Annotated in this window: 17 protein-coding genes; 9 read left to right on the top strand and 8 right to left on the bottom strand. The window is 61.1% G+C overall.

Features of this window, described 5'->3' with window-relative positions; translation table 11 throughout:
• Window positions 1–145: 145 nt before the first annotated feature.
• The 7 genes from CO583_RS05710 to trpS all read left to right on the top strand — a co-directional run bounded on the left by CO583_RS05710 (window position 146) and on the right by trpS (window position 8,072).
• A complete protein-coding gene (locus CO583_RS05710; protein WP_248630589.1) occupies window positions 146–1,054 on the top strand; it encodes a polyprenyl synthetase family protein in 909 nt (302 codons plus the stop codon).
• 6 nt (window positions 1,055–1,060) lie between these two features.
• On the top strand, window positions 1,061–3,019 hold the full coding sequence (gene dxs, locus CO583_RS05715; protein WP_081563502.1) for a 1-deoxy-D-xylulose-5-phosphate synthase: 1,959 nt from the start codon (window positions 1,061–1,063) through the stop codon (window positions 3,017–3,019).
• Window positions 3,019–3,774, top strand: a complete 756-nt coding sequence (locus tag CO583_RS05720) for a TlyA family RNA methyltransferase (protein ID WP_248630590.1) — start codon at window positions 3,019–3,021, stop codon at window positions 3,772–3,774. Before dxs ends, CO583_RS05720 begins: the two co-directional genes overlap by 1 nt.
• Before the next feature lie 72 nt (window positions 3,775–3,846).
• The gene (rlmN, locus tag CO583_RS05725; protein ID WP_408902062.1) at window positions 3,847–5,058 is read left to right on the top strand and encodes a 23S rRNA (adenine(2503)-C(2))-methyltransferase RlmN; all 1,212 of its coding nucleotides are present in this window, start codon (window positions 3,847–3,849) and stop codon (window positions 5,056–5,058) included.
• 110 nt (window positions 5,059–5,168) lie between these two features.
• Window positions 5,169–6,401 (top strand): argininosuccinate synthase, encoded by a 1,233-nt coding sequence (locus tag CO583_RS05730; protein WP_043557929.1) that lies wholly within the window; start codon window positions 5,169–5,171, stop codon window positions 6,399–6,401.
• An 86-nt stretch (window positions 6,402–6,487) separates the two neighbouring features.
• Window positions 6,488–6,979 carry an FKBP-type peptidyl-prolyl cis-trans isomerase gene (locus CO583_RS05735; RefSeq protein WP_043558393.1) on the top strand — a complete coding sequence of 164 codons (492 nt, stop codon included), beginning with the start codon at window positions 6,488–6,490 and terminating at the stop codon, window positions 6,977–6,979.
• Between the two features lie 103 nt (window positions 6,980–7,082).
• Window positions 7,083–8,072, top strand: coding sequence for a tryptophan--tRNA ligase (gene trpS, locus CO583_RS05740; protein ID WP_154981273.1), 990 nt, complete (start codon window positions 7,083–7,085; stop codon window positions 8,070–8,072).
• Window positions 8,073–8,138: 66 nt separating this feature from the next.
• Here trpS and lpxB read toward each other — a convergent pair whose 3' ends face one another.
• The 5 genes from lpxB to rpmI all read right to left on the bottom strand — a co-directional run bounded on the left by lpxB (window position 8,139) and on the right by rpmI (window position 13,704).
• Complete coding sequence (gene lpxB / locus CO583_RS05745; RefSeq protein WP_081563289.1) at window positions 8,139–9,362, bottom strand: lipid-A-disaccharide synthase; 1,224 nt, start codon at window positions 9,360–9,362, stop codon at window positions 8,139–8,141.
• A 34-nt stretch (window positions 9,363–9,396) separates the two neighbouring features.
• Window positions 9,397–11,865, bottom strand: a complete 2,469-nt coding sequence (gene pheT / locus CO583_RS05750; protein WP_248630592.1) for a phenylalanine--tRNA ligase subunit beta — start codon at window positions 11,863–11,865, stop codon at window positions 9,397–9,399.
• A gap of 1 nt (window position 11,866) precedes the next feature.
• On the bottom strand, window positions 11,867–12,937 hold the full coding sequence (pheS, locus tag CO583_RS05755; protein ID WP_103765185.1) for a phenylalanine--tRNA ligase subunit alpha: 1,071 nt from the start codon (window positions 12,935–12,937) through the stop codon (window positions 11,867–11,869).
• 195 nt (window positions 12,938–13,132) lie between these two features.
• Window positions 13,133–13,486, bottom strand: coding sequence for a 50S ribosomal protein L20 (rplT, locus tag CO583_RS05760; RefSeq protein WP_043557924.1), 354 nt, complete (start codon window positions 13,484–13,486; stop codon window positions 13,133–13,135).
• Window positions 13,487–13,500: 14 nt separating this feature from the next.
• The gene (rpmI, locus tag CO583_RS05765; RefSeq protein WP_043557923.1) at window positions 13,501–13,704 is read right to left on the bottom strand and encodes a 50S ribosomal protein L35; all 204 of its coding nucleotides are present in this window, start codon (window positions 13,702–13,704) and stop codon (window positions 13,501–13,503) included.
• Between the two features lie 387 nt (window positions 13,705–14,091).
• On the opposite strand from rpmI, the gene CO583_RS05770 reads away from it, so the two are divergent.
• Both CO583_RS05770 and CO583_RS05775 read left to right on the top strand, forming a co-directional pair.
• Complete coding sequence (locus CO583_RS05770; protein WP_043557921.1) at window positions 14,092–16,542, top strand: membrane-bound PQQ-dependent dehydrogenase, glucose/quinate/shikimate family; 2,451 nt, start codon at window positions 14,092–14,094, stop codon at window positions 16,540–16,542.
• A gap of 315 nt (window positions 16,543–16,857) precedes the next feature.
• Window positions 16,858–17,169: a hypothetical protein gene (locus tag CO583_RS05775; protein WP_197981626.1), complete on the top strand. Its 312-nt coding sequence runs from the start codon at window positions 16,858–16,860 to the stop codon at window positions 17,167–17,169.
• 77 nt (window positions 17,170–17,246) lie between these two features.
• Here CO583_RS05775 and CO583_RS05780 read toward each other — a convergent pair whose 3' ends face one another.
• The 3 genes from CO583_RS05780 to CO583_RS05790 form a co-directional block, all read right to left on the bottom strand.
• Entirely contained in the window at window positions 17,247–17,693 is a 447-nt protein-coding gene (locus CO583_RS05780) for a SufE family protein (RefSeq protein ID WP_043557920.1), read from the bottom strand.
• A gap of 94 nt (window positions 17,694–17,787) precedes the next feature.
• A complete protein-coding gene (locus CO583_RS05785) occupies window positions 17,788–19,287 on the bottom strand; it encodes an ATP-binding protein (RefSeq protein WP_103765186.1) in 1,500 nt (499 codons plus the stop codon).
• Entirely contained in the window at window positions 19,284–21,200 is a 1,917-nt protein-coding gene (locus tag CO583_RS05790; RefSeq protein WP_103765187.1) for a hybrid sensor histidine kinase/response regulator, read from the bottom strand. The genes CO583_RS05785 and CO583_RS05790 overlap by 4 nt, the downstream gene beginning before the upstream one ends.
• Between the last annotated feature and the right edge of the window lie 39 nt (window positions 21,201–21,239).

Below are 21,239 nucleotides of genomic sequence, written 5' to 3' on the forward strand. Positions count from 1 at the left end.
GCCAACGCCAGCCCCAGGAGGCCATCACCCGCCCCAAGGGAAGGCTGGTCTTCCCCGCCGCCTCATCTGGATGATGAGATTCCATTCTGATGAATCATTGCCTGCACACACTTACGACAGCCACCTTCCGCAAGGAGACTTCCCGATGACCGACAGCCACGCCCTTCCCCTCAAGGATGCCCTCCGCCAGGCCTGTCGTGAGATCGAGGCCAGCATTGATGCTCTCCTGCCGCCAGTGCCGGGTGATGAATCCCTGCTGATCGACGCCATGCGCTATGCCGCCCTGAATGGCGGCAAACGGCTGCGAGGATTCCTCGTGCTGGAGATCGCAGCCCTTTTCGGGGCATCCCGTGAAGCCGCCCTGCGTGTGGCTGCCTCCGTCGAGTTCCTGCACGCCTATTCTCTCGTCCATGATGACCTGCCTGCCATGGATGATGATGACCTCCGCCGGGGCCAGCCTTCCACCCACAAGAAATTCAATGAAGCCTTCGCCATCCTCGCTGGTGATGCCCTCCAGACCAGTGCCTTCGAAGTCCTGCTGGAAGACGCCACAAGTGCAGACCCCGCCATCCGGGCCGAGCTGGCGCTGGCACTGGCCCGTGCCTCCGGCAGTGCAGGCATGGTGGGCGGTCAGGTCATCGACATCCGCGGGGAAGGCAAGGCTCTTCCTCTCGAGAAGGTCAAACGCCTTCATGCCATGAAGACAGGTGCCCTCATCCGCTATGCAGCAGAAGCCGGGGCCATTCTGGCAGGGCTCAAGGCCGATGACCCACGCCGCCAAGCCATCGTCCGCTACGGAACCGACCTCGGCACGGCCTTCCAGGTGGCTGATGACATTCTGGACACTACCGCCAGCACCGAAGAACTGGGTAAAACGGCAGGGAAAGATGAAGATGCCTGCAAGTCCAACTACGTCTCGCTGCTTGGCATCGAAGGGGCCCGCAAGGAGGCCCTGCGCCTGAGCGAGCAGGCCCGCCAGTCCCTTTCCTATTTCGGTCCCCGTGCGGATACGCTCCGTGCCCTCGCTGATTATTTCGTTGAACGCAGGAACTGATTGTTCATGAGCACGTCTTCCTCCATCCCTACTCTGGGCCGTTATCCTCTTCTGGATCGGGTAAGCGTACCGGCGGACATGAAAAACCTGTCCATCGAGCAGCTCACCACCCTGGCCGAAGAACTCCGCTCGGAGACCATCAATGCGGTTTCCACCACGGGTGGGCATCTGGGTGCCTCCCTCGGCGTGGTCGAGCTGACGGTCGCCCTCCATGCAGTGTTCAACACACCGGATGACCGGGTGATCTGGGATGTCGGCCACCAGGCCTATCCGCACAAGATCCTGACCGGCCGCCGTGAGCAGATCCGCACGCTGCGCCAGCCGGGCGGTCTCTCCGGCTTCACCCGCCGGTCGGAAAGCCCCTACGACCCCTTCGGTGCGGCCCATTCCTCCACGTCCATCTCTGCTGGACTAGGCATGGCTGTTGCCCATCACCTCTATGCGGAGGACCATCCTTCCTACCGGGAACGGAATGTCATCTCCGTCATCGGGGACGGGTCCATCTCCGCCGGCATGGCCTATGAAGCCATGAACAATGCCGGGGCCATGGGTGGCAAGGGGGCGGAACGGCTCATCGTCATCCTGAATGACAATGAGATGTCCATTGCGCCGCCTGTCGGGGCCATGTCCAACTATCTCAGCCGCCTGATGTCCTCCCGCCGCTTCCTCACCCTGCGGGACATGGCGGGCAAGCTGGCCAAACGGCTGCCCTCCCGCATTGAGCGCACAGCCAAACGGGCCGAGGAATATGCCCGTGGCATGATCACCGGCGGCACGCTGTTCGAGGAGCTGGGCTTCTATTACATCGGCCCGGTAGATGGACACGACATGCACCAGCTCGTCCCCATCCTCCGCAACCTGCGGGATGCCGAGGACAAGGGACCCGTCCTGCTGCACGTCATCACGGAAAAGGGCCGTGGCTACAAGCCGGCCGAGGCCGCCGGGGACAAATATCATGCCGTCGCCCGCTTCGACGTGGAAACCGGCAAGCAGAAAAAAGGGCCTGCTGGTCCCCCCACCTACACGGATGTCTTCTCCCGTGAGCTGCTCCACCGGGCCAACCAGGATGACAGGGTGGTTGCCATCACGGCAGCCATGCCGTCCGGCACCGGGCTGGACAAAATGGCCCAGCAGCATCCTGACCGCTATTTTGATGTCGGCATTGCCGAGCAGCATGCCGTGACCTTTGCCGCCGGGATCGCCAGCGAAGGGATGCGCCCCTTCTGCGCCATCTACTCCACGTTCCTCCAGCGGGCCTATGATCAGGTCATGCATGACGTGGCCCTCCAGAACCTGCCTGTCCGCTTTGCCGTGGACCGGGCCGGGCTTGTCGGTGCGGACGGCGCAACCCATGCAGGTTCCTTTGACCTGAACTATCTCTGCTGTCTGCCCAACATGACGGTCATGGCTCCCTCTGATGAGGTGGAGCTGCTTCACATGACGGCCACGGCATGGGCGCATGACAGCGGACCAATCGCCCTGCGCTATCCCCGTGGGGCTGGTCTGGGCCAGAAACTCCCCGATGAAGGGGAAATTCTGGAAATCGGCAAAGGCCGCATCATCCGCTCCTCCGAAGGAGAAGGCGTAGCCATCCTTGCTCTCGGCCCCCGCCTGCACGAGGCCCTGAAGGCCGCCGAAACGCTGGCCAGGGACGGTATTGCCGTCACCGTGGCCGATGCCCGCTTCGCCAAGCCAGTTGACGGTGCGCTGATCGAATCCCTCGCCCGCCAGCACAAGGTCTTCATCACCATTGAGGATGGCGCACCGGGTGGGTTCAGCACGCAGGTAGTGCAGCATCTGGCCGAAACCGGCCTGCTCGATCAGGTCCGTTTCCGCCCCATGGCCCTGCCGGATACGTGGATCGACCACAACACCCCTGCGGCCCAGTACGAAGAAGCGGGCCTGACAGCCCGTCACATTGCCGATCTGGCCCGCAAGGCCTTTGATGGCAAGGCTGGGGCCTGATGGCCAAACGCCGTGCGGACCAGCTCCTTGTGGACAGGGGGCTGGTGGAGACACGCAGCCGGGCACAGGCCCTCATCATGGCCGGGCTGGTCTATGCCGGCCCGCATGGTGACAGGCCCGTCAAAAAAGCAGGGGATCAGCTCGCTGAAGACATGCCCCTGACCCTGAAAGGGCAGGACCATCCCTGGGTCTCCCGTGGTGGGCTGAAACTGGCCCATGCACTGGAACATTTCCCCCTCTCTGCGGAGGGAAAGATCGCCGTGGATGTCGGAGCCTCAACGGGCGGCTTTACCGACGTGCTGCTCCAGAATGGAGCGGCAAAAGTCTATGCCGTGGATGTCGGACACGGCCAGCTGGCCTGGAAGATACGCTCCGATGACCGTGTGGTGGTGCTGGAGAAAACCAACGCCCGCCACCTGAATGCCGAACACATACCCGAGGCCCCGGACATCGTCGTCTGCGATGCCAGCTTCATCAGCCTGAAAACCGTTCTGGCTCCGGCCCTTGGCATGGCAAAAAATGGGGCTTGGGCCGTGGCCCTCATCAAGCCGCAGTTCGAGGCAGGCCGGGCCGACATCGGCCCCAAGGGGGTCGTACGGGACCCCGCCGTGCATGAACGTGTCTGCGAGGAAATCCGGGACTGGTTTGCCAGCCTCCCCGGCTGGACCATCCTTGGCCTGGTTCCCAGCCCGATCACCGGGCCCGAAGGCAACAGGGAGTTCCTCATCGCCGCCCGCAAGGACGCCATCGGGTAGGCCCACCCTCGCCCCTCACTTTTCTGACCCGGAAACGGGTTCCCATGCTATAGCCACCACATGACACATCCGATGCCTTCTTCAGCTCCCATTTCCTCCGATGCCGTGAATGCCCTCAACGAGAGCGAGCGCAAACGCATCGAGGCCAAGTCAGCCCTGTTCGCACCGCCAACACCGATCACGGAGGATGGACGCCGTGAGCTGGTCGGCCTCTCCCGGGAAGAGCTGGCCGGGGTCCTGACCGAGATTGGCGAAAAGCCCTTCCGGGCCAAGCAGCTCTGGCACTGGATCTATCATCAGGGCGTGACGGACTTCTCCCGCATGTCCACCATCGCCAAGCCCTTGCAGGCCAAGCTGGAAAAGCACTTCATCGTCGGCCGCCCCAGCCTGACGACGCAGCAGACATCCAAGGACGACACGCGCAAGTTCCTCTTCCGCTTCCGGGACGGGCAGGAGGCAGAGACTGTCTATATTCCAGACAGGCGGGAAGACCGTGGAGCCGTCTGCATCTCCTCCCAGGTGGGCTGCACCCTGTCCTGCACCTTCTGCCATACAGGAACGCAGAAGCTCGTCCGCAATCTGGGAGCAGCCGAAATTGTCGGGCAGTTCATGGCAGCACGGGACAGCTATGGCGAATGGCCCAGCCCCAAGGGGGACACGCCCCGCCTGCTCTCCACCATCGTGCTGATGGGCATGGGAGAGCCGCTCTACAATTATGAGAACGTCGCCAAGGCCATGAAGATCATCATGGATGGCGAAGGCATCGCCCTCTCCCGCCGCCGGATCACGCTCTCCACCTCCGGCGTCGTGCCCATGATGGACCGCTGCGGTGACGAGCTGGGCATCAATCTGGCCATTTCCCTCCATGCCGTCCGCAACGACCTGCGGGACCAGCTCGTACCGCTGAACCGGAAATACCCGATCGAGGAGCTGATGGCCGCCTGCCACCGCTATCCGGCCGCCTCCAACTCCCGCCGCATCACCTTTGAATACATCATGATCCGGGACGTGAATGACAGTGATGCCGAAGCCCGGGAGCTGGTGCGGCTGATCCGTGGCCTGCCCGCCAAGGTCAATCTCATCCCCTTCAATCCATGGCCGGGATCGGACTTCCGCCCCTCCACACGGGAGCGGCTGGCCAGTTTTGCCCAGATCGTCATGGATGCCGGTTATGCCGCCCCCATCCGCATGCCCCGTGGCAAGGATATCCTCGCCGCCTGCGGGCAGCTCAAGACACAGAGCGAGCGGAAACGGCAGGCCGAATCCCGCAAAAACGAGGCCTGAGCCTTCCCTTGCGGATATGGGCCTCTGGCCCAATGGCCTGACAGCTGTTACAAGACCATAATAACTTAACGATATCTGGTTCTGTCTTTCAGCAGAGGTATATAACGATCATGAGCAAAGCCTCAGGCATCAAGAAAGTCGTTCTGGCCTATTCCGGTGGGCTGGATACGTCCGTCATTCTCCGCTGGCTTCAGGAGCATTATGGCTGCGAGGTTGTCACCTTCACGGCTGATCTCGGTCAGGGGGAAGAGCTGGAACCCGCACGCCGCAAGGCTGAATCCCTTGGCGTGAAGGAAATCTTTGTCGAAGACCTGCGGGAAACCTTCGTCAAGGACTACGTCTTCCCGATGTTCCGTGCCAACACGGTTTATGAAGGCCAGTACCTGCTGGGCACCTCCATCGCCCGCCCGCTGATCTCCAAACGCCAGATCGAGATTGCCGAGGCCGTCGGTGCGGACGCCGTGGCGCATGGTGCGACAGGCAAGGGGAACGATCAGGTCCGCTTCGAGCTGGCCTATTACGCCCTGAAACCGGACGTGAAGGTTATCGCCCCATGGCGTGAATGGGACCTGACCTCCCGCACCAAGCTGCTGGACTTTGCCGAGAAGAACCAGATTCCTGTCACCAAGGACAAGCGGGGCGAGGCTCCGTTCTCCGTCGATGCCAACCTGCTGCACTCTTCCTCCGAAGGGAAGATTCTGGAGGATCCCTCCCTGCCGCCGGATGAGATCGTCTTCCAGCGCACCATTTCCCCGGAAGCTGCCCCGGACAAGGCAACCGAGATCACCATCGACTTCAAGCATGGTGACCCGGTGGCCATCAATGGTGAAGCCCTCTCCCCGGCCAATCTGCTGGCCCGCCTCAACGAGCTGGGCAAAGCCAACGGCATCGGCCGTCTCGACATCGTGGAGAACCGCTTCGTCGGCATGAAGTCCCGTGGCATTTACGAGACGCCCGGCGGTACCATCCTGCTCCAGGCGCACCGCTCCATGGAGTCCATCACGCTGGACCGTGAAGCTGCCCACCTCAAGGACAGCATCATGCCCCGCTATGCCGAGCTGATCTATAACGGCCTGTGGTTCTCCCCGGAGCGTCACATGCTTCAGGCCCTGATCGACAGCAGCCAGAAATCCGTCAATGGCCGTGTGCGCCTGAAGCTCTACAAGGGCAATGTCATCTGCGTGGGCCGTGAAAGCCCCGACAGCCTGTATGATGCCCGTGTCGTGACCTTCGAGGATGACGAAGGTGCCTACAATCAGGTGGATGCACAGGGCTTCATCCGTCTGAACGCCCTGCGGCTGCGGCTGGGTGCCAACAAGGGACGCCGCGGCGGCACACCCTGAGCCTGCCGTCTCCACCGGGTCTGACGGCCCGGTGGTGCCCGCCTTTTCCTCCCAGCTTGCAAAGAGGCATTTCCATGTCCCGTTGTCTGCGTTCTTTCTTCCGTTATCTGCCGGTCTGCGCTCTGGCTGGTCTGCTCGGCCTGACAGGCTGCTCTGGCGACCAGAAACCGGACCTGACACCCCAGCAGTTCATGGATCAGGTCTACAAACAGCCCGGAGTGCAGAAACTGCCTGATGGTCTGGCCTACAAGGTCCTGAAATCTGGCCCCAAGGATGCGCCCCACCCACAGAAGGGAGCCACCATGATGGTCATCTATGAGGGCCGCCTGCCAGACGGGGGCATTTTTGATGCCTCGGAAATGCACACCGGCGCCGCCTACATGGAGATGCCTCTTGATGGGGTCATCGACGGCTGGATGGAAGGGCTGCCCCTGATGCGTGTTGGCGATACGTGGGAGCTCTATGTCCCGCCCCAGCTGGGGTATGGCAAACGGTCCATGGGGATCATCCCGCCCAACAGCCCGCTGATCTTCAAGATCCAGCTTCTGGGTGTCGAGGATGACAATTCCCTTCAATAAGGGCATAGCCTTCTGCCATCTGCCCAGCCAGCAGGGTTTTCCGCCGTCCCCTCACCTCTGAGCGGGGCGGCTTTTGTCTTTTCCTTCTGTCAGGACCATGTTCATGCAGCGTGTTTTTTCAGGAATCCAGCCAACAGGCATTCCCCATCTGGGCAATTATCTCGGAGCCATCCGCAACTGGGTCACCTTGCAGAAGGACCATGACTGCCTGTTCTGCCTTGTGGACATGCACTCCCTGACCATGCCGTGGTCCCCGGAGGCCCTGCGTGAACAGACACTGGCCTCCACTGCCTGCCTTCTGGCCTCCGGCATCGACCCGACCCGCCTGTACAACCAGTCCGCCGTCAGTGCCCATGCCCGCCTCGGCTGGATTTTCAACTGCGTGTCCCGTCTGGGCTGGCTGAACCGCATGACACAGTTCAAGGACAAGGCAGGCAAGAACCGGGAAAACCATTCCGCTGGCCTGTATGTCTATCCCAACCTCATGGCGGCGGACATTCTGGCCTTCCACGCCACACGGGTGCCCGTGGGTGACGACCAGCGGCAGCATCTTGAGCTGGCCAATGACATCGCACAGAAGTTCAACCACGATATGGGTGTCGAGTTCTTCCCGCTGATTGAACCGCTCATTCCGCCTCATGCTGCCCGTGTGATGAGCCTGCGGGACGGCAGCAAGAAGATGTCCAAGTCCGACCCGTCTGCCCAGAGTCGCATCATCCTGAATGATACGGCAGACGATATCGCCCAGAAGATCCGCAAGGCCCGCACGGATGCCGAACCTCTGCCCTCCGAGGAAGCCGGGTTGGAAGGCCGCCCGGAGGCCCGCAATCTGCTAACCATCTACGCTGCCATGTCCAACAGGACGTTGGCTGACGTGCTGGGCCAGTTTGCCGGCCAAGGCTTCGGCACCTTCAAGCAGGCTCTGGCTGACCTGCTGGTCGAAACACTGGCCCCCGTGGCCGATGAAACCCGCCGCCTGATGGATGACAAAACTCACCTCATGCAGGTCCTGCGCCAGGGAGCCGAACGGGCCCGTGCCGTCTCGGAACCGATTGTGAGCGAGGCAGAAAAGCTGGTTGGCTTCCTGCGCTGAAAGCACTCCCAGGTTGCCATCCTTCGGCATGAAAAAAGCCTGTCCCCTGACAAGGACAGGCTTTTTTCATGAGCGCCGCAATTCAGACAATGGCGTTTCCATCAGTGCCAATACCTCTCTGGCCGCTGACATGGCAGGCAGCTCCCCGCCCGGAGCTTCCAGCATGGCCAGAATATCGGCAAAAGCCTCCTGCTGGGCCTGCCGCTTTGCCCCATCTGTCAGGAGAGAAGTAATTTCATCCGCCAGTTTCTGGGGAGTACAGTCATGCTGGACCAGTTCTGGCACGACTTCACGCCCTGCCAGAATATTGATCATGGAAATGAAGGGAAGCCGCAGGAAAAGCCGCCCCAGCAGGGCTGAAAGCGGATTGACCCTGTAGGTGACCACCATGGGTACCTGCCCTATGGCCAGCTCCAGAATGGATGTACCCGATTTGGTCAGGGCACAGTCAGCAGCCCGGATAGCATCGTGCTTGTCCTCCGTATCCGTCAGGATGGAGGGGTGAACCGCCCAGTGCCGCACCATCTTCTTCACGAGTGGGGCCATGCCCGACGTGGCCGGAATGACGGGCTGAAGATCAGGGAAACGTTCATGAAGAATTCCGAGAGTCTTCTCAAAAACAGGCAGCAGCTTTGGGACCTCGGAGGACCGGCTGCCCGGCATGAGGATCAGAATAGGGCTGTCCGACCGAATGTCATGCCGTTTATGGAAACGCTGTGCCTGACCATGCGCCACGCCCGATTGCAGGATGGGATGGCCGACAAACCGGGCCTCGGGCAGGCCCCGTTCAGCAAACCATGCTTCCTCAAACGGGAAAAGGCAGAGCAGCCTGTCCCACAACCCCCGATACCCTTTGACCCGACTCTCCCGCCAGGCCCATGTCTGCGGCGCTACATAATGCAGGCGCCGGACATTCAGCTTGCGGATGCGCCGCAGAAGCCGGAACGAAAAACCCGGGCTATCAATGGTGATGACAATATCAGGACGGCGCAGCTCAATATCCTGCTCAGCTTCCAGCAGCCTCTGTGACAGAAGGCGCAACCGGGGCAGGACTTCCATGAACCCCATGACCGTCAGGTCTTCCATCGGGAAGAGGCTCCGCAGGCCCCGGGCCTCCATCCGCCCTCCGCCAACACCAGCAAAGACCAGCATCGGGTCAATGCGGTGCAGGGCCTGCATCAGACGGGCCCCGATACTGTCCCCACTGGGCTCACCGGCCAGAATCCAGATCACCCGGCCATGGTGATGAAGGGGAACCTCACCCTCTACAGGGGCACTCTCATCCACCATGGCAGCCTCTCCTTCTTTCCCGCCGTTGCAGGGCTCAACGCCGCAGCGTTGCCCCCGTCGCCTTCTGGACGGCACTTTCTACAGCCGTCATCAGCGCATCAAGCTGAGTATCCGTCAGGCTGTCTTTCTGCGGCTGGAGGGTCACCTCCACTCCCAGAGAGCGATGCCCTGCCGGAACGGAGCCACCTTCAAAGATGTCGAAAAGACGCACATCCGTGATCAACTTGCGGTCTGCCATACGGACAGCCTTCAGCACATCCTGTATCTGCACCTTTTCATCAGCCAGGAAGGCAAAGTCACGACGGACAGGTTGAAGGACCGACAGCGTCGGGGCAGCCTTCCGCTTCACCTTGGGCAGCGGAACCCTGTCCAGCGTCATCTCAAAGAGCGCCACTGTGCCGCTCAAGCCGAAGTGACGGGCCACACGGGGGTGCAGCTCACCGAAGCTGCCCAGCACCAGCTTGGGCCCCTGCCGCACGACACCGGAACGCCCCGGATGGTAATAGCCCGGCGCATCCGCCGTGCTGCTCAGGGAAGCCTCGGCCACACCGAGAGCTGCAAGAGCCGCCATGAGATCGGCCTTGGCATCCATCCATGATGGTTCCTCGGCAAACTGGCCCGGAGCTCGGCCACTCACGCCACCCCGCACACCAGCCAGCACCATACGGGTGCCCTGCTGCCCGAAGCAGGGGCCAAGCTCGAAGAAGGAGGCATCCCCGCTGAAGCCCTGCCCGTGAGCCAGATTCCGCCCAAGGGCACGCAGCAGGTTGATGATTGGTGTCGGCCGCAGCTGGTTCAGGTCCGTTGCAATCGGATTCAGCAACCGGTCCTGCTCCCGTCCTTCTTCAAACAGGGCCGCATCCTGATCGGACACGAAGGAAAAACCAACGGTCTCCATCAGGCCACGCCCCGCACACAGGCGGCGCAGAAGGGCTACCCGGGCCTGCTGTGGTGTCACCGCCGGAGCAGGCACCATATGGGCACGGGGCAGGGACAGGGCCGGAACTTCATCCAGACCACGGATGCGCAGAACCTCCTCGACCAGATCGGCCTCGGCTTCCATGACCTCCACACTGGCGGCAGCCCGTTCGGCCACAGCGGCATCGAGCGTGACAGCCTGTGCCAGGCCATGCCCTGCCGCCACGTCATTCCGCCATGACGGCACGGAGAACACGGCCTTCTCTACCGTGCGCTCCTGCACCTCAAACCCCAGGGCCTCGAGGATGTCCACGGCCCTGTCCGCCTCGATCTCCAGACCGCCCAGCGAGGCCAGACGCTCGAAACGCAGGCTGGCGGTTCTCTGCCATGCCGGTTCCGCCCCCGCCTCGGTCACCTCACTTGGCGTGCCGCCACACAGCTCCACGATCAGGGCCGTGGCGGCTTCCAGACCGGAACGTACGAGAGCCTGATCCACACCACGCTCGAAACGGTAACGGGCATCCGTCTGCACCCCAAGGCGGCGGCCTGTCAGGGCGATGCGCACCGGGTCAAACAGGGCGGATTCCACGAAGACATCGACCGTCTCATCGGTCACCGCACTGGCCTCACCGCCAATGATGCCCGCCAGCGACTGCACCCCGGCCTCATCCGCAATGACAAGATCATCCGTACCCAGAACCAGCTCCTGCCCATCCAGCGCACGGAAATGCTCCCCCGTGCCGGATGTCAGGGAAAGCCTGTCACCGGTCAGGCGGGCGGCATCAAAAACATGCAGCGGCCGCCCGACATGCATCATCAGATAATTGGTCACATCCACCAGGGCGGACTGCGGCCGCAGCCCCACGCTCTCCAGACGACGCTTCAGCCAGACCGGGCTGGGGCCATTCTTCACGCCACGGATCAGCCGCCCCGTAACATAACGGCAGGCCGGGTGGCTGATCTCCCACTGGATCGGGCTTTCACCCTGCCCTTCCACCATCTCCGTCAGCCACGGCTTCAGGGTGCCCAGCCCCGCAGCGGCGAGGTCACGGGCAATGCCCCGGACGCTCAGCGCATCGCCACGGTTGGGCGTGATGGCAATCTCGATGACGGGGTCATCCAGCCGGGCATGGCGGACATAATCCTCACCCAGCGGAGAACCATCAGGCAGTTCAGCAATGCCATTGGACTCCTCACCGATCCCGAGCTCCCGCAGGGAGCAGAGCATCCCGTTGCTGGCCTGTCCCCGAATCTTGCCGGGCTTGATCGTCATGTCACTGCCGGGAATGTAGGTCCCCGGCGGAGCGAAAATGACATGCAGCCCCGTGCGGGCATTCGGCGCACCACAGACGACCTGAACGTCCTCGAAGCCCTGACCGGCTGAGACACGGCAGAGCTGAAGGCGGTCTGCATCCGGATGGGGGGAAGCCTCCAGAATCTTTGCCGTACGGAACCCGGCCAGACGTTCCGTCGGGTCATCCACGCTTTCGACCTCAAGGCCGATGCGGTTCAGCGTCGTGCATATCTCGTCCAGAGAGGCGGTAAAATCGAGGTGATCCCGCAACCATGAGAGTGAAAATTTCATGTCAGAAACCCTCCGTCAGCGTTGCCGGGGACAGTGATGAAAAACCGTAATGACGCAGCCAGCGCAGGTCACTTTCATAGAAGGACCGCAGGTCCGTGATGCCATTCTTCAGCATGGCCAGACGTTCGATCCCCATGCCGAAGGCAAAGCCCTGCCACTCTGCCGGGTCCAGCCCGCAGTTGCTCAGCACCCGGGCATGGACCATGCCGGCACCCAGCACTTCCAGCCAGTCCGCCCCGGCACCGATCACGCCTGTCTCCCGGGACCAGCCGATGTCAATTTCCATGGATGGTTCGGTAAAGGGGAAGTAGGAGGCACGGAACCGGACAGGCAGGTCCGGCTGACCAAAGAAGGCCCGCAGGAATTCGGTCAGGCAGCCCTTCAGATGGCCCAGCGTGATGCCTTTCTCGATGACCAGCCCCTCGCACTGGTGGAACATGGGGGAATGGGTGGCGTCATGATCGGCCCGGTAGGTCCGGCCCGGTGCGATGATGCGGATGGGGGGCTTCTCACCCAGCATGGTGCGGACCTGCACGCCGGATGTCTGCGTCCGCAGCACCCGCAGGTCCTCGCCTTCTCCGGCTGCCGGAAGGTAGAACGTGTCCTGCTCTGTCCGGGCCGGATGATGTTCCGGCGTGTTCAGGGCGGAAAAATTGTGCCACTGGCTTTCAATGTCCGGCCCTTCCGCCACATGGAAATCCATCGCCCCGAAGATGGTCGTGATTTCCTCGATCGTCCGGCTGACGGGATGGATGAGACCGGCCGGTGCCGGGGCGGGAGGCTGGGTGATGTCCACCGTCTCCTCCGCCAGACGCTGCTGGAGGGCCAGCTCCTCGATCTCCCTGCCACGCTGCTCGATCAGGGCCGTCAGCTCGTCACGCAGGCGGTTGAGGGCCTGCCCCCGCTCTTTCCGCTCCTCGTGCGAGAACGAACCGAGCTGCCGGAGCAGGCCGGTCAGTTTGCCTGAGCGTCCCAGCGTCCCCACACGGACAGCATCCCATTCCCCATGGGTGCTGGCCTGTTTCAGGGCCGCCAGTGTCTCATCCTTCAGAGTGTCGAGGTCATTGGCCATAGCCTGTCTTCCATCATCTCATGAGCCTGTTTCAGGAACGCTTCCTGCCCCGGCCCCTGAAGGTCCGGATGTTGAAACGTTTCTGAAGCAGCCTCAAAGAAAAACGGGCTGCTCCGTTGCCAGAACAGCCCGCCAATCATCAGTCCCATTCCTCACGGTCCATCAGGAACAGACCATGAAGCATGAGGAATCCCCTTACAGGGCTGCCTGAGCCTTGCGTACGATCTCGGCAAAGGCCGCTGCATCGTCATAGGCGATGGCAGCCAGAACCTTACGGTCGATCTCGATCCCGGCCTTGTTCAGACCGTTGATGAAACGGCTGTAGGTCAGGCCATGCTCACGCACGGCAGCGCTGATGCGCTGGATCCACAGGGAGCGGAAATCACGCTTCTTGTTGCGGCGGTCGCGATAGGCATAACGCAGTGCCTTCTCGACGCGCTCCAGAGCGATGCGATAGTTTGTGGAAGAACGCCCGCGATAGCCTTTGGCCAGATCAAGGACCTTCTTGTGACGGGCGTGGGTGGTCGTACCCCGTTTAACACGTGCCATGGTTTCTTAACTCCTTATGACAGCCCGTAGGGTGCCCACTGTTTGACGGTACGGGCATCCATGTCCGTCATTGTCTGCGGACCACGGTTGCTGCGCTTCATCTTCTGCGGACGGTTAATCAGGCCATGGCGTTTGTTGCCGGGACCACAGGTCACCTTGCCAGTCGCGGTGATCTTGAACCGCTTCTTGACCGAAGACTTCGTCTTCAATTTGGGCATTTTCATCTCCTTACAGTTCTGAAGTTCCCATTCCCCTGGCGGACAACGGAAACCGCACGGCCGGGCATGCCACATCATATGGCCCGGGCGCGTGCACGACCTGTTGGCGCTTATAGGGACAACGGGGGACGGCCTCAAGCAAAAACCGCATCAGAACGGCATGTTTTTTGAGCAGTGAGCATTAACTATTGTGAAGTAAATATCACATGGTTGTGAATATGATGATAGAGGCACTCATCCAGTCCGAATTATTACCCCCTGATGCTTGACCCATGGCCCCTTCCCTGTGCTTAAAGGCAGGAGATCATCATCCATGACGGGACATTCCTGTCAGGGCAACGCTTATCCAGGTTGAGTGATCGAGTTTAACAACACTGAGGCTTATCCATGTCCTCCACTTCCCGTACGGGGGGAATCTGGGTCTCGCTGGTTGCCATCCTCATGGCGATCGTCGGCCTGCTGCTGGTTGCCGGTGGTATCTATGCCATCAGCGAAGGCGGTCCCTTCTATTATCTCATCAGCGGGCTGGGCACGCTGCTCAGCGCGTTCTTCGTCCATAAACGGAAGCCGATCGGCCTTGCTGTCTATGCGGTCGTCCTGCTTGGCACGCTCATCTGGGCTCTCTGCCTCGTAGGCCTCAACCTCTGGAGCCTCGTGCCCCGGCTGGATGTGGTCATCGTCATCGGCATCGTCCTGCTGCTTCCTTTCATCCGCCGTCCGCTGGCCGCCAACCGGCTGGCCACCATTCCTCTGGGCATCGGCGTGGTCCTCAGTGCCCTGGCACTGGTGGTTTCCGCCTTCATGGACCCGTATGACATCGGTGGTTCGCTGCCTACAGAGCAGGTCAATGCCAGCCCGGCAAACCCGGACAACGTGCCGGATGGTGACTGGACCTCCTACGCACGCACGCAGGATGGCAATCACTGGTCCCCTCTGACACAGGTCAACAGCCAGAACGTCAACCAGCTGAAGGTTGCCTGGGTCATGCGGACCGGTGACCTGCCGGACAAGTCCCGCGACCCGGGTGAGGCCACCAACGAGGCCACGCCGCTGGAGTTCGACAACACACTCTATTTCTGCTCCCTGCATCAGAAGGTCTTTGCCGTCGATGCCGTGACCGGGAAGACGAAATGGGTGTTTGACCCCAAGCTGAACGTCAATCCTGGCTTCCAGCATCTGACATGCCGTGGCGTCAGTGCCCACACGAAGCCTGAAAATGCCGTCGACAGCAGCGGCCAGCCTGTCACCACGACAGACTGCACCAAGCGCATCATTGCCATGGTCAATGACGGCCGCATGGTCGAGATCGACGCACAGACAGGCAAGGTCTGCCAGGGCTTTGGGGACAACGGCCAGGTCGATCTGCGCTTCTCCCACCAGCCTTACACGACGGCTGGGGAGTATGCCCCGACATCACCGCCCGTCGTTACCGACAAGCTGATCATCGTCAACAGTGCAGTGAAGGACAACGGCTCCGTCCACCAGCCTTCCGGGGCAACACGGGCCTATGACGTCTACACGGGCAAGCTTGTCTGGGTATTCGACGCCGCCAATCCTGACCCGAATGAAATGCCGAGCGAAGAGCATCCGCATTTCCATCCGAACTCCCCCAACTCCTGGTCCGTCTCGTCTTACGACAAGAACCTGAACATGGTGTACATCCCCATGGGGGTTGGCACGCCTGACCAGTGGGGTGGCTACCGTGACAAGGATGCCGAACGCTATCCGCCGGGTGTCATTGCGCTGAATGCGGACACGGGCAAGCTCGTCTGGTTCTACCAGACCGTCCATCATGACCTCTGGGACATGGATGCCTCCGCACAGCCCAACCTTGTGGACATCACCCAGAAGGATGGCAGCCTGGTTCCGGCCATCTACATCCCGACCAAGAGTGGTGACATTTTTGTTCTGGACCGCCGCACCGGCAAGCCGATCGTTCCGGCACCGGAGGTTCCTGCCCCGGGTGGCGCTGCCACGGGTGACCATACAAGCCCGACCCAGCCCCATTCCGAGCTGAGCCTGCGCCCGAAAGATCCGCTGTCCGACCGTGACATCTGGGGGGCCACGATCCTTGACCAGATGGTGTGCAGCATCTACTTCCACAGCCTGCGTTACGAGGGGCCCTATACGCCGCCTTCCACGCAGGGGACGCTGGTTTTCCCCGGCGATCTGGGCATGTTCGAGTGGGGCGGCCTTGCGGTTGATCCTCGCCGCCAGGTAGCCTTCTCCAACCCCATCTCCATTCCGTTCGTCTCCACTCTGGTTCCCCGTGGCCCGGGCAACCCACGCTGGCCCGACCCGAATGGTGACAAGGGTGGCAGCGGCGGTGAGACGGGTCTCCAGCCGAATTACGGCATCCCGTACGCCGTCAACCTGCATCCCTTCCTGGACCCGCTGTTTGCCAAGTTCGGCCTTTTCGTGCCGTGCCGCACGCCACCGTGGGGGGCTGTCGCCGGGATCGACCTGCGCACCAACAAGGTTGTCTGGCAGCACCGCAATGGTACGCTGCGTGACTCCCTGCATGGCTCGTCCCTCCCGATCCAGCTGCCACCCATCAAGATCGGTGTCCCGAGCCTTGGTGGCCCGCTGGCAACGGCTGGCAATGTAGCCTTCCTGACATCATCGCAGGACTACTACATCCGGGCCTATGACCTGACGACCGGCCATGTCATCTGGAAAGACCGTCTCCCTGCCGGGGCACAGTCTGCACCGATGACCTACAGCATCAACGGTCGCCAGTACATCGTGACCTACGCTGGTGGGCATGGCTCCTTCCTGAGCCGGATGGGTGATTATCTGATCGCCTATGCTCTGCCGGAACAGGCCGAGAAGAAGTGAGACCCTGACAAACAGGTTGTCACAAAACAGAAAAGGGGAGGTCCAGCCGGGCCTCCCCTTTTTTTCATCATGCGGCTGATCCCGGACCATACAGGCCAGCAGCCAATATCCTTCCCGTGCAGCACTATCAGTAACCCGGGACGATGGAGACAATTCCAGAGCCCTGTCCCCCACCCAACCTCAATTGATAATATTTGGTAATGACTGGCCGTTATTCTTTAAAAATAACATAGACTTCACTATCACCAGCCTGAATTTCCTGTATAGGATAATGCCAGCCTATTCGTTCCCTGTTCTGACAGAAGGAAAACCCCCATGATGTTCCGTCGCATGGCCACATTCGCCCTCATTGCCAGTGCCCTGACCAGCCAGGTTGCCTTTGCCGCCTCTCATGGCAAGGCTCACCACTGCCGCAATGAGAAAGGTCAGTTCACAAAGTGTGAAAAGCCGAAGGCCAAGCCCTGCCGCGACAAGAACGGCAAATTCAGCAAGTGCAACACTCAGGATGCCGCCAGCGCCAAGCCGGCCGAAAAGGCCGAAGCTACAGCTGACAGCGTGAAGGACAGCTCCAACCCGATGAAGTCCGACATGCCTGCCACCGATGCTGCGGCTCCGGCCACGCATTGAGACACAGGGACAGCCCCTGCATGAAAAGGCCCTCTGGCTTTACCGCCAGAGGGCCTTTCCTGTTCCGGCCAACGGGCTCAGACTGCGGCGGCTCTTTGCCGGATGGCTTTTGCCATGGCCTCCACGCCATTGCCCCGATTGGCTGAAAGCGCCTTCACCAATCCCAGCTCATGCAGAAAAACCGGGTCAGTCGCCAGAATCTCATCCCGTGTACGACCGGAATAGACACGCAGCAGCAACGCCACCAGCCCCTGAACGATAGCGGCGTCAGACGCACCAGCAAAAAACAGACATCCGTTTTTTTCCTCAGCTTCAAGCCAGACCTGGCTCTGGCAACCCGGCACCCGGTGCGCGTCATCCTGCCAATCCTGCGGAAAGTCCGGCAGTTTCCTCCCCATCTCGATGATGTACTGATAACGCTCCATCCAGTCATCGAACAGCGCCAGTTCATCCCCGATGGCCGTGATGGCCTGTGCTGCATCATCTTCCTGCGGCTGAACAAAACAGGCTTCCCTATCGGCCATGCCATCCCCCTTCCTTCATCAATTTATGTTCGTGCGATCCATCATAACTGGAGGCACCAAAATGGGAACCGCTCCCCTCCGAAATGTCTTCGGCTCACTGTTTCAGCAAGGGTAACAGAAGACGCATCACCGTTCCCTCTCCGGGCTGGCTCTGCACAACAACATCCCCATGATGGGCCAGAACGAAACTGTAAATGCCAGCCAGCCCCAGCCCTGTGCCTTTCCCCGCCTGCTTGGTGGTGAAAAAAGGCTCAAAAATATGGCGCTGGACCTCTTCACTCATGCCTTCCCCTTCGTCCCGGACATCAAGGGCCAGCGCATGATCCTGCTCGCAACTGGATGGGGCAGCAGGCAGGACATGGCGTATCCGGCTGGCAGAAAGAGTCACGGTCCCGCCATCAGGCATCGCATCCCGGGCATTCACACACAGATTGAGCAGGGCCATTTCCAGCTGTTCCGGGCAGGTCAATACAGGGGGAACAGTCCCTTCCGGGAGGTCCAGCACAAAACGGATGGCCGGGACGGCTCCATAAAAACCATGCCGGAACAGGCTGGCCCGCTCCTCCAGAAAAGCCGCGATGTCAAACGGGCGCACCGTCCCACCATTCCGCCCCGCCCGGCCAAACTGAAGCAGACGGCGGGTCAGCCCTTCCCCCCGTTCCACGGTCTCCAACGCCCGGGCCAGCCATTTCTTCTGGGTGGCACGGGCCGCTTCATCTCCCTGCAACTGCCCGGAAAGAGCCTCCAGACAATTACCCAGAATGGTGAGCAGGTTGTTGAAATCATGCGCGACACCACCGGCCAGACGACCCAGGGCTTCCAGCCGCTCACCCCGGTTCAGCCGGTCTTCCACCATCACACGCTGGGTCACGTCCCGATCCATGCTGACCTGCCAGGCCTCTTTCAGCGGGACATCCTCCGGCCATTTCAGCGCCAGGCGGACAATCTCGTGCCAGCGTCTCTGCCCATCTTCCGCCACGACCTCCAGAAGCTCCTCTGCCTGCCCGTCCTCCCAGACCTTTTCCCGCAGACGGGCAATCACAGGCTGAAGAATGGCCGTGTAATGGTCACTCTCGCACGTCCCCTGATGATGCCGGTTGCTGCGGATACAACGGCCTTGCGCATCGGAAAAAACCAGACCGAACGGCAGGCTCTCCATGAGGCCATGCAACAGGGCCTGCTCCACCTTCAGGGCCCTCTGGGCCTGCCATGTCCTGTGTGCCTCATGGACGAGGGACAGCACATGGTCCGCCTCCCACGGCTTGTGCACATAGGCAACGATCCTGCCGTGATTCAGGGCTGCCACAACGGCATCCAGATCCGCATATCCTGTCAGCAGAATAGCCCGGGCGTCGGAGCAGGCACTGGCACGGCTGAGAAACTGGTCCCCTGTCATGCCCGGCATCCTCTGGTCTGAAATGATGACCGAAATCTCCGGATGGGCGGCCAGCAGGGCAAGGGCCCTGCCAGGCTCGGCCGCTGTCAGAACCGTGCAGCTTTCCTCCAGCAGATCCCCGAGTGCCACGAGAATCTCTTCCTCATCATCCACCAGAAGAACACAAGGTTGGGCCTCGATACTGTAAGGCTCGTTCATGCCGTTTTTACTTCCTCCTGTGCCCTGTACCGTTCAGGCTCCCGCACAGCCCAGCCTTCTGCCGTCTCGTGGACAGGAAGGCGAATCACGAAATATGCACCACGCCCGCCATTGGTCTGCCCATCTTTCTGGCAGCCATCTCCAGCCTCACAGGCGTCTGTCACATCGATGGTTCCACCATGGGCCTGCACGATGCCATGAACGATGGAAAGGCCCAACCCTGTCCCTTCCCCCTGCGCCTTCGTGGTGAAGAACGGGTCAAAAATCCAGGGGCGGATCGACTCTTTTATGCCTGGACCATTGTCACTTACCGTAATTTCATAAACATCATCGTAAAGACGGGTCGCAATCCGTATCAGCCCATCATGATGCTTCTGCCCTTCCCGCCGCATATCATTCAGCGCATCGGCAGCATTGGCAATGAGATTCATGACAGCCTGATGGAACAGTGTTTCCTGGCAGACCAGCTGCCGGGGTGCCTCAAGCTGGCAGTCCACGGCAATGGACCTGCCAAGCCTATGGCGGACCAGGGCCAGCCCTGTCTCTATCGCCTCGCCCACATCCACCATGCGCCACTCTCCTTCTTCCAGACGGGAGAAACGGCGCAGACGCACGACCAGGTCCCGGATACGCCCCAGCCCTGTCTTCATCGCAGCCAGACGGTCCCTGGCCCGCCGAATGCGGGTCTGACCATCCTCATCCTGCACGACAGTATCCATCCAGTGCAGGCATCGCTCGACCGTATCGGCATGACCCAGAGTGAACGCCAGAGGATTATTGATCTCATGGGCAATGCCGGCCACCAGCTCTCCCAATGAAGCCATCTTGGCCGTCTGGACCAGTCGGGCCTGTGTCTGCACCAGCTCCTCATTCGCCTTGGCCAGCTCCTTGTTGGCTCTGGCCAGAGCCTCCGCCAGCGAGGCCTGCGCCTGTGCAGCCTCCAGCGCCAGAGCCGACTGCTGGCGTTCCATCTCCCGCTGATGAAACGCCTCATTCTCCCGCCGCCGCCGGACCATGGCCCGGATGCGCAGAGCCAGCACCATGGGCGTCATGTCACTCGGAACAAGGTCCTCCAGGCCAGCTTCCAGAAAAGCCACGCAGGATTCACCCCGGAAGCGGGCTGCCTGTATGATGCAGAGAATGCGGAACGGTGTACCCCCCTGCTCCCGCAGGGCCTGGCGGCGCTGGTCCAGCAGACGGCAGAAAGCGAGGTCTGTCTCGTTATCCTGTATGTCCTCCAGCACGATGCAGTCCGGCCCGTCCGGGCCTGTCAGCCAGCCGCCATTCAGCAGATCACTGGAGCGGGTGACAGAGGTCACCGTGTGTCCATCCCGCCAGAGAAGCTCCCCCAGCCCAGCCTCCTCCGTGCCGTCCCGGCTGTTTTCATGATCCATGATGCTGGGGTCATTCCAGAAATCCAGCAGGGTCTCATCATCAGGGGCACGGACGATGACAACCCTGGCCCGCCGCATGTGCCATTGGGGATGAAGCTGGCGCTTTTCTTCCGCCAGATGCAGGAGCGTGCGTATCCGCAGCAGCAGCAGGTCAGAATGGGCAGAGCTGGAAAGGTAGGCATCGGCCCCGCTTTCAAAGCAGTCCAGCTCAACCCGTGAGGATACATCCTCCGTCAGCATCAGCACCGGTACGCCCTGCATGGCAGGAGTCGCCTTGGCACGGCGAACGAACTGCCCGGCGCTCATGCCTTTCTGGAGAGTGCAGCAGATGACCATGTCCACCTGATTGATACGACAGCGGGCCTCCAGCACTTCCAGCATCATTTCAGCACTCTGCCGGCAGACAACATCCATCCCCTCCCTGCGCAGAAGCTCATGGACCCGACTGTGAGCAGGACCGGCTGGATCCAGAAGAAGAACATGGACATCTTTTTCATCCAGCGTGGGTAAGATTTGCATTACGCCTCTCTTGAAGCTAGGTGCAGAAGCAGGAGGACA

Source organism: Parasaccharibacter sp. TMW2.1882, from assembly GCF_023337635.1.
GTDB classification, from domain to species: domain Bacteria; phylum Pseudomonadota; class Alphaproteobacteria; order Acetobacterales; family Acetobacteraceae; genus Bombella; species Bombella apis.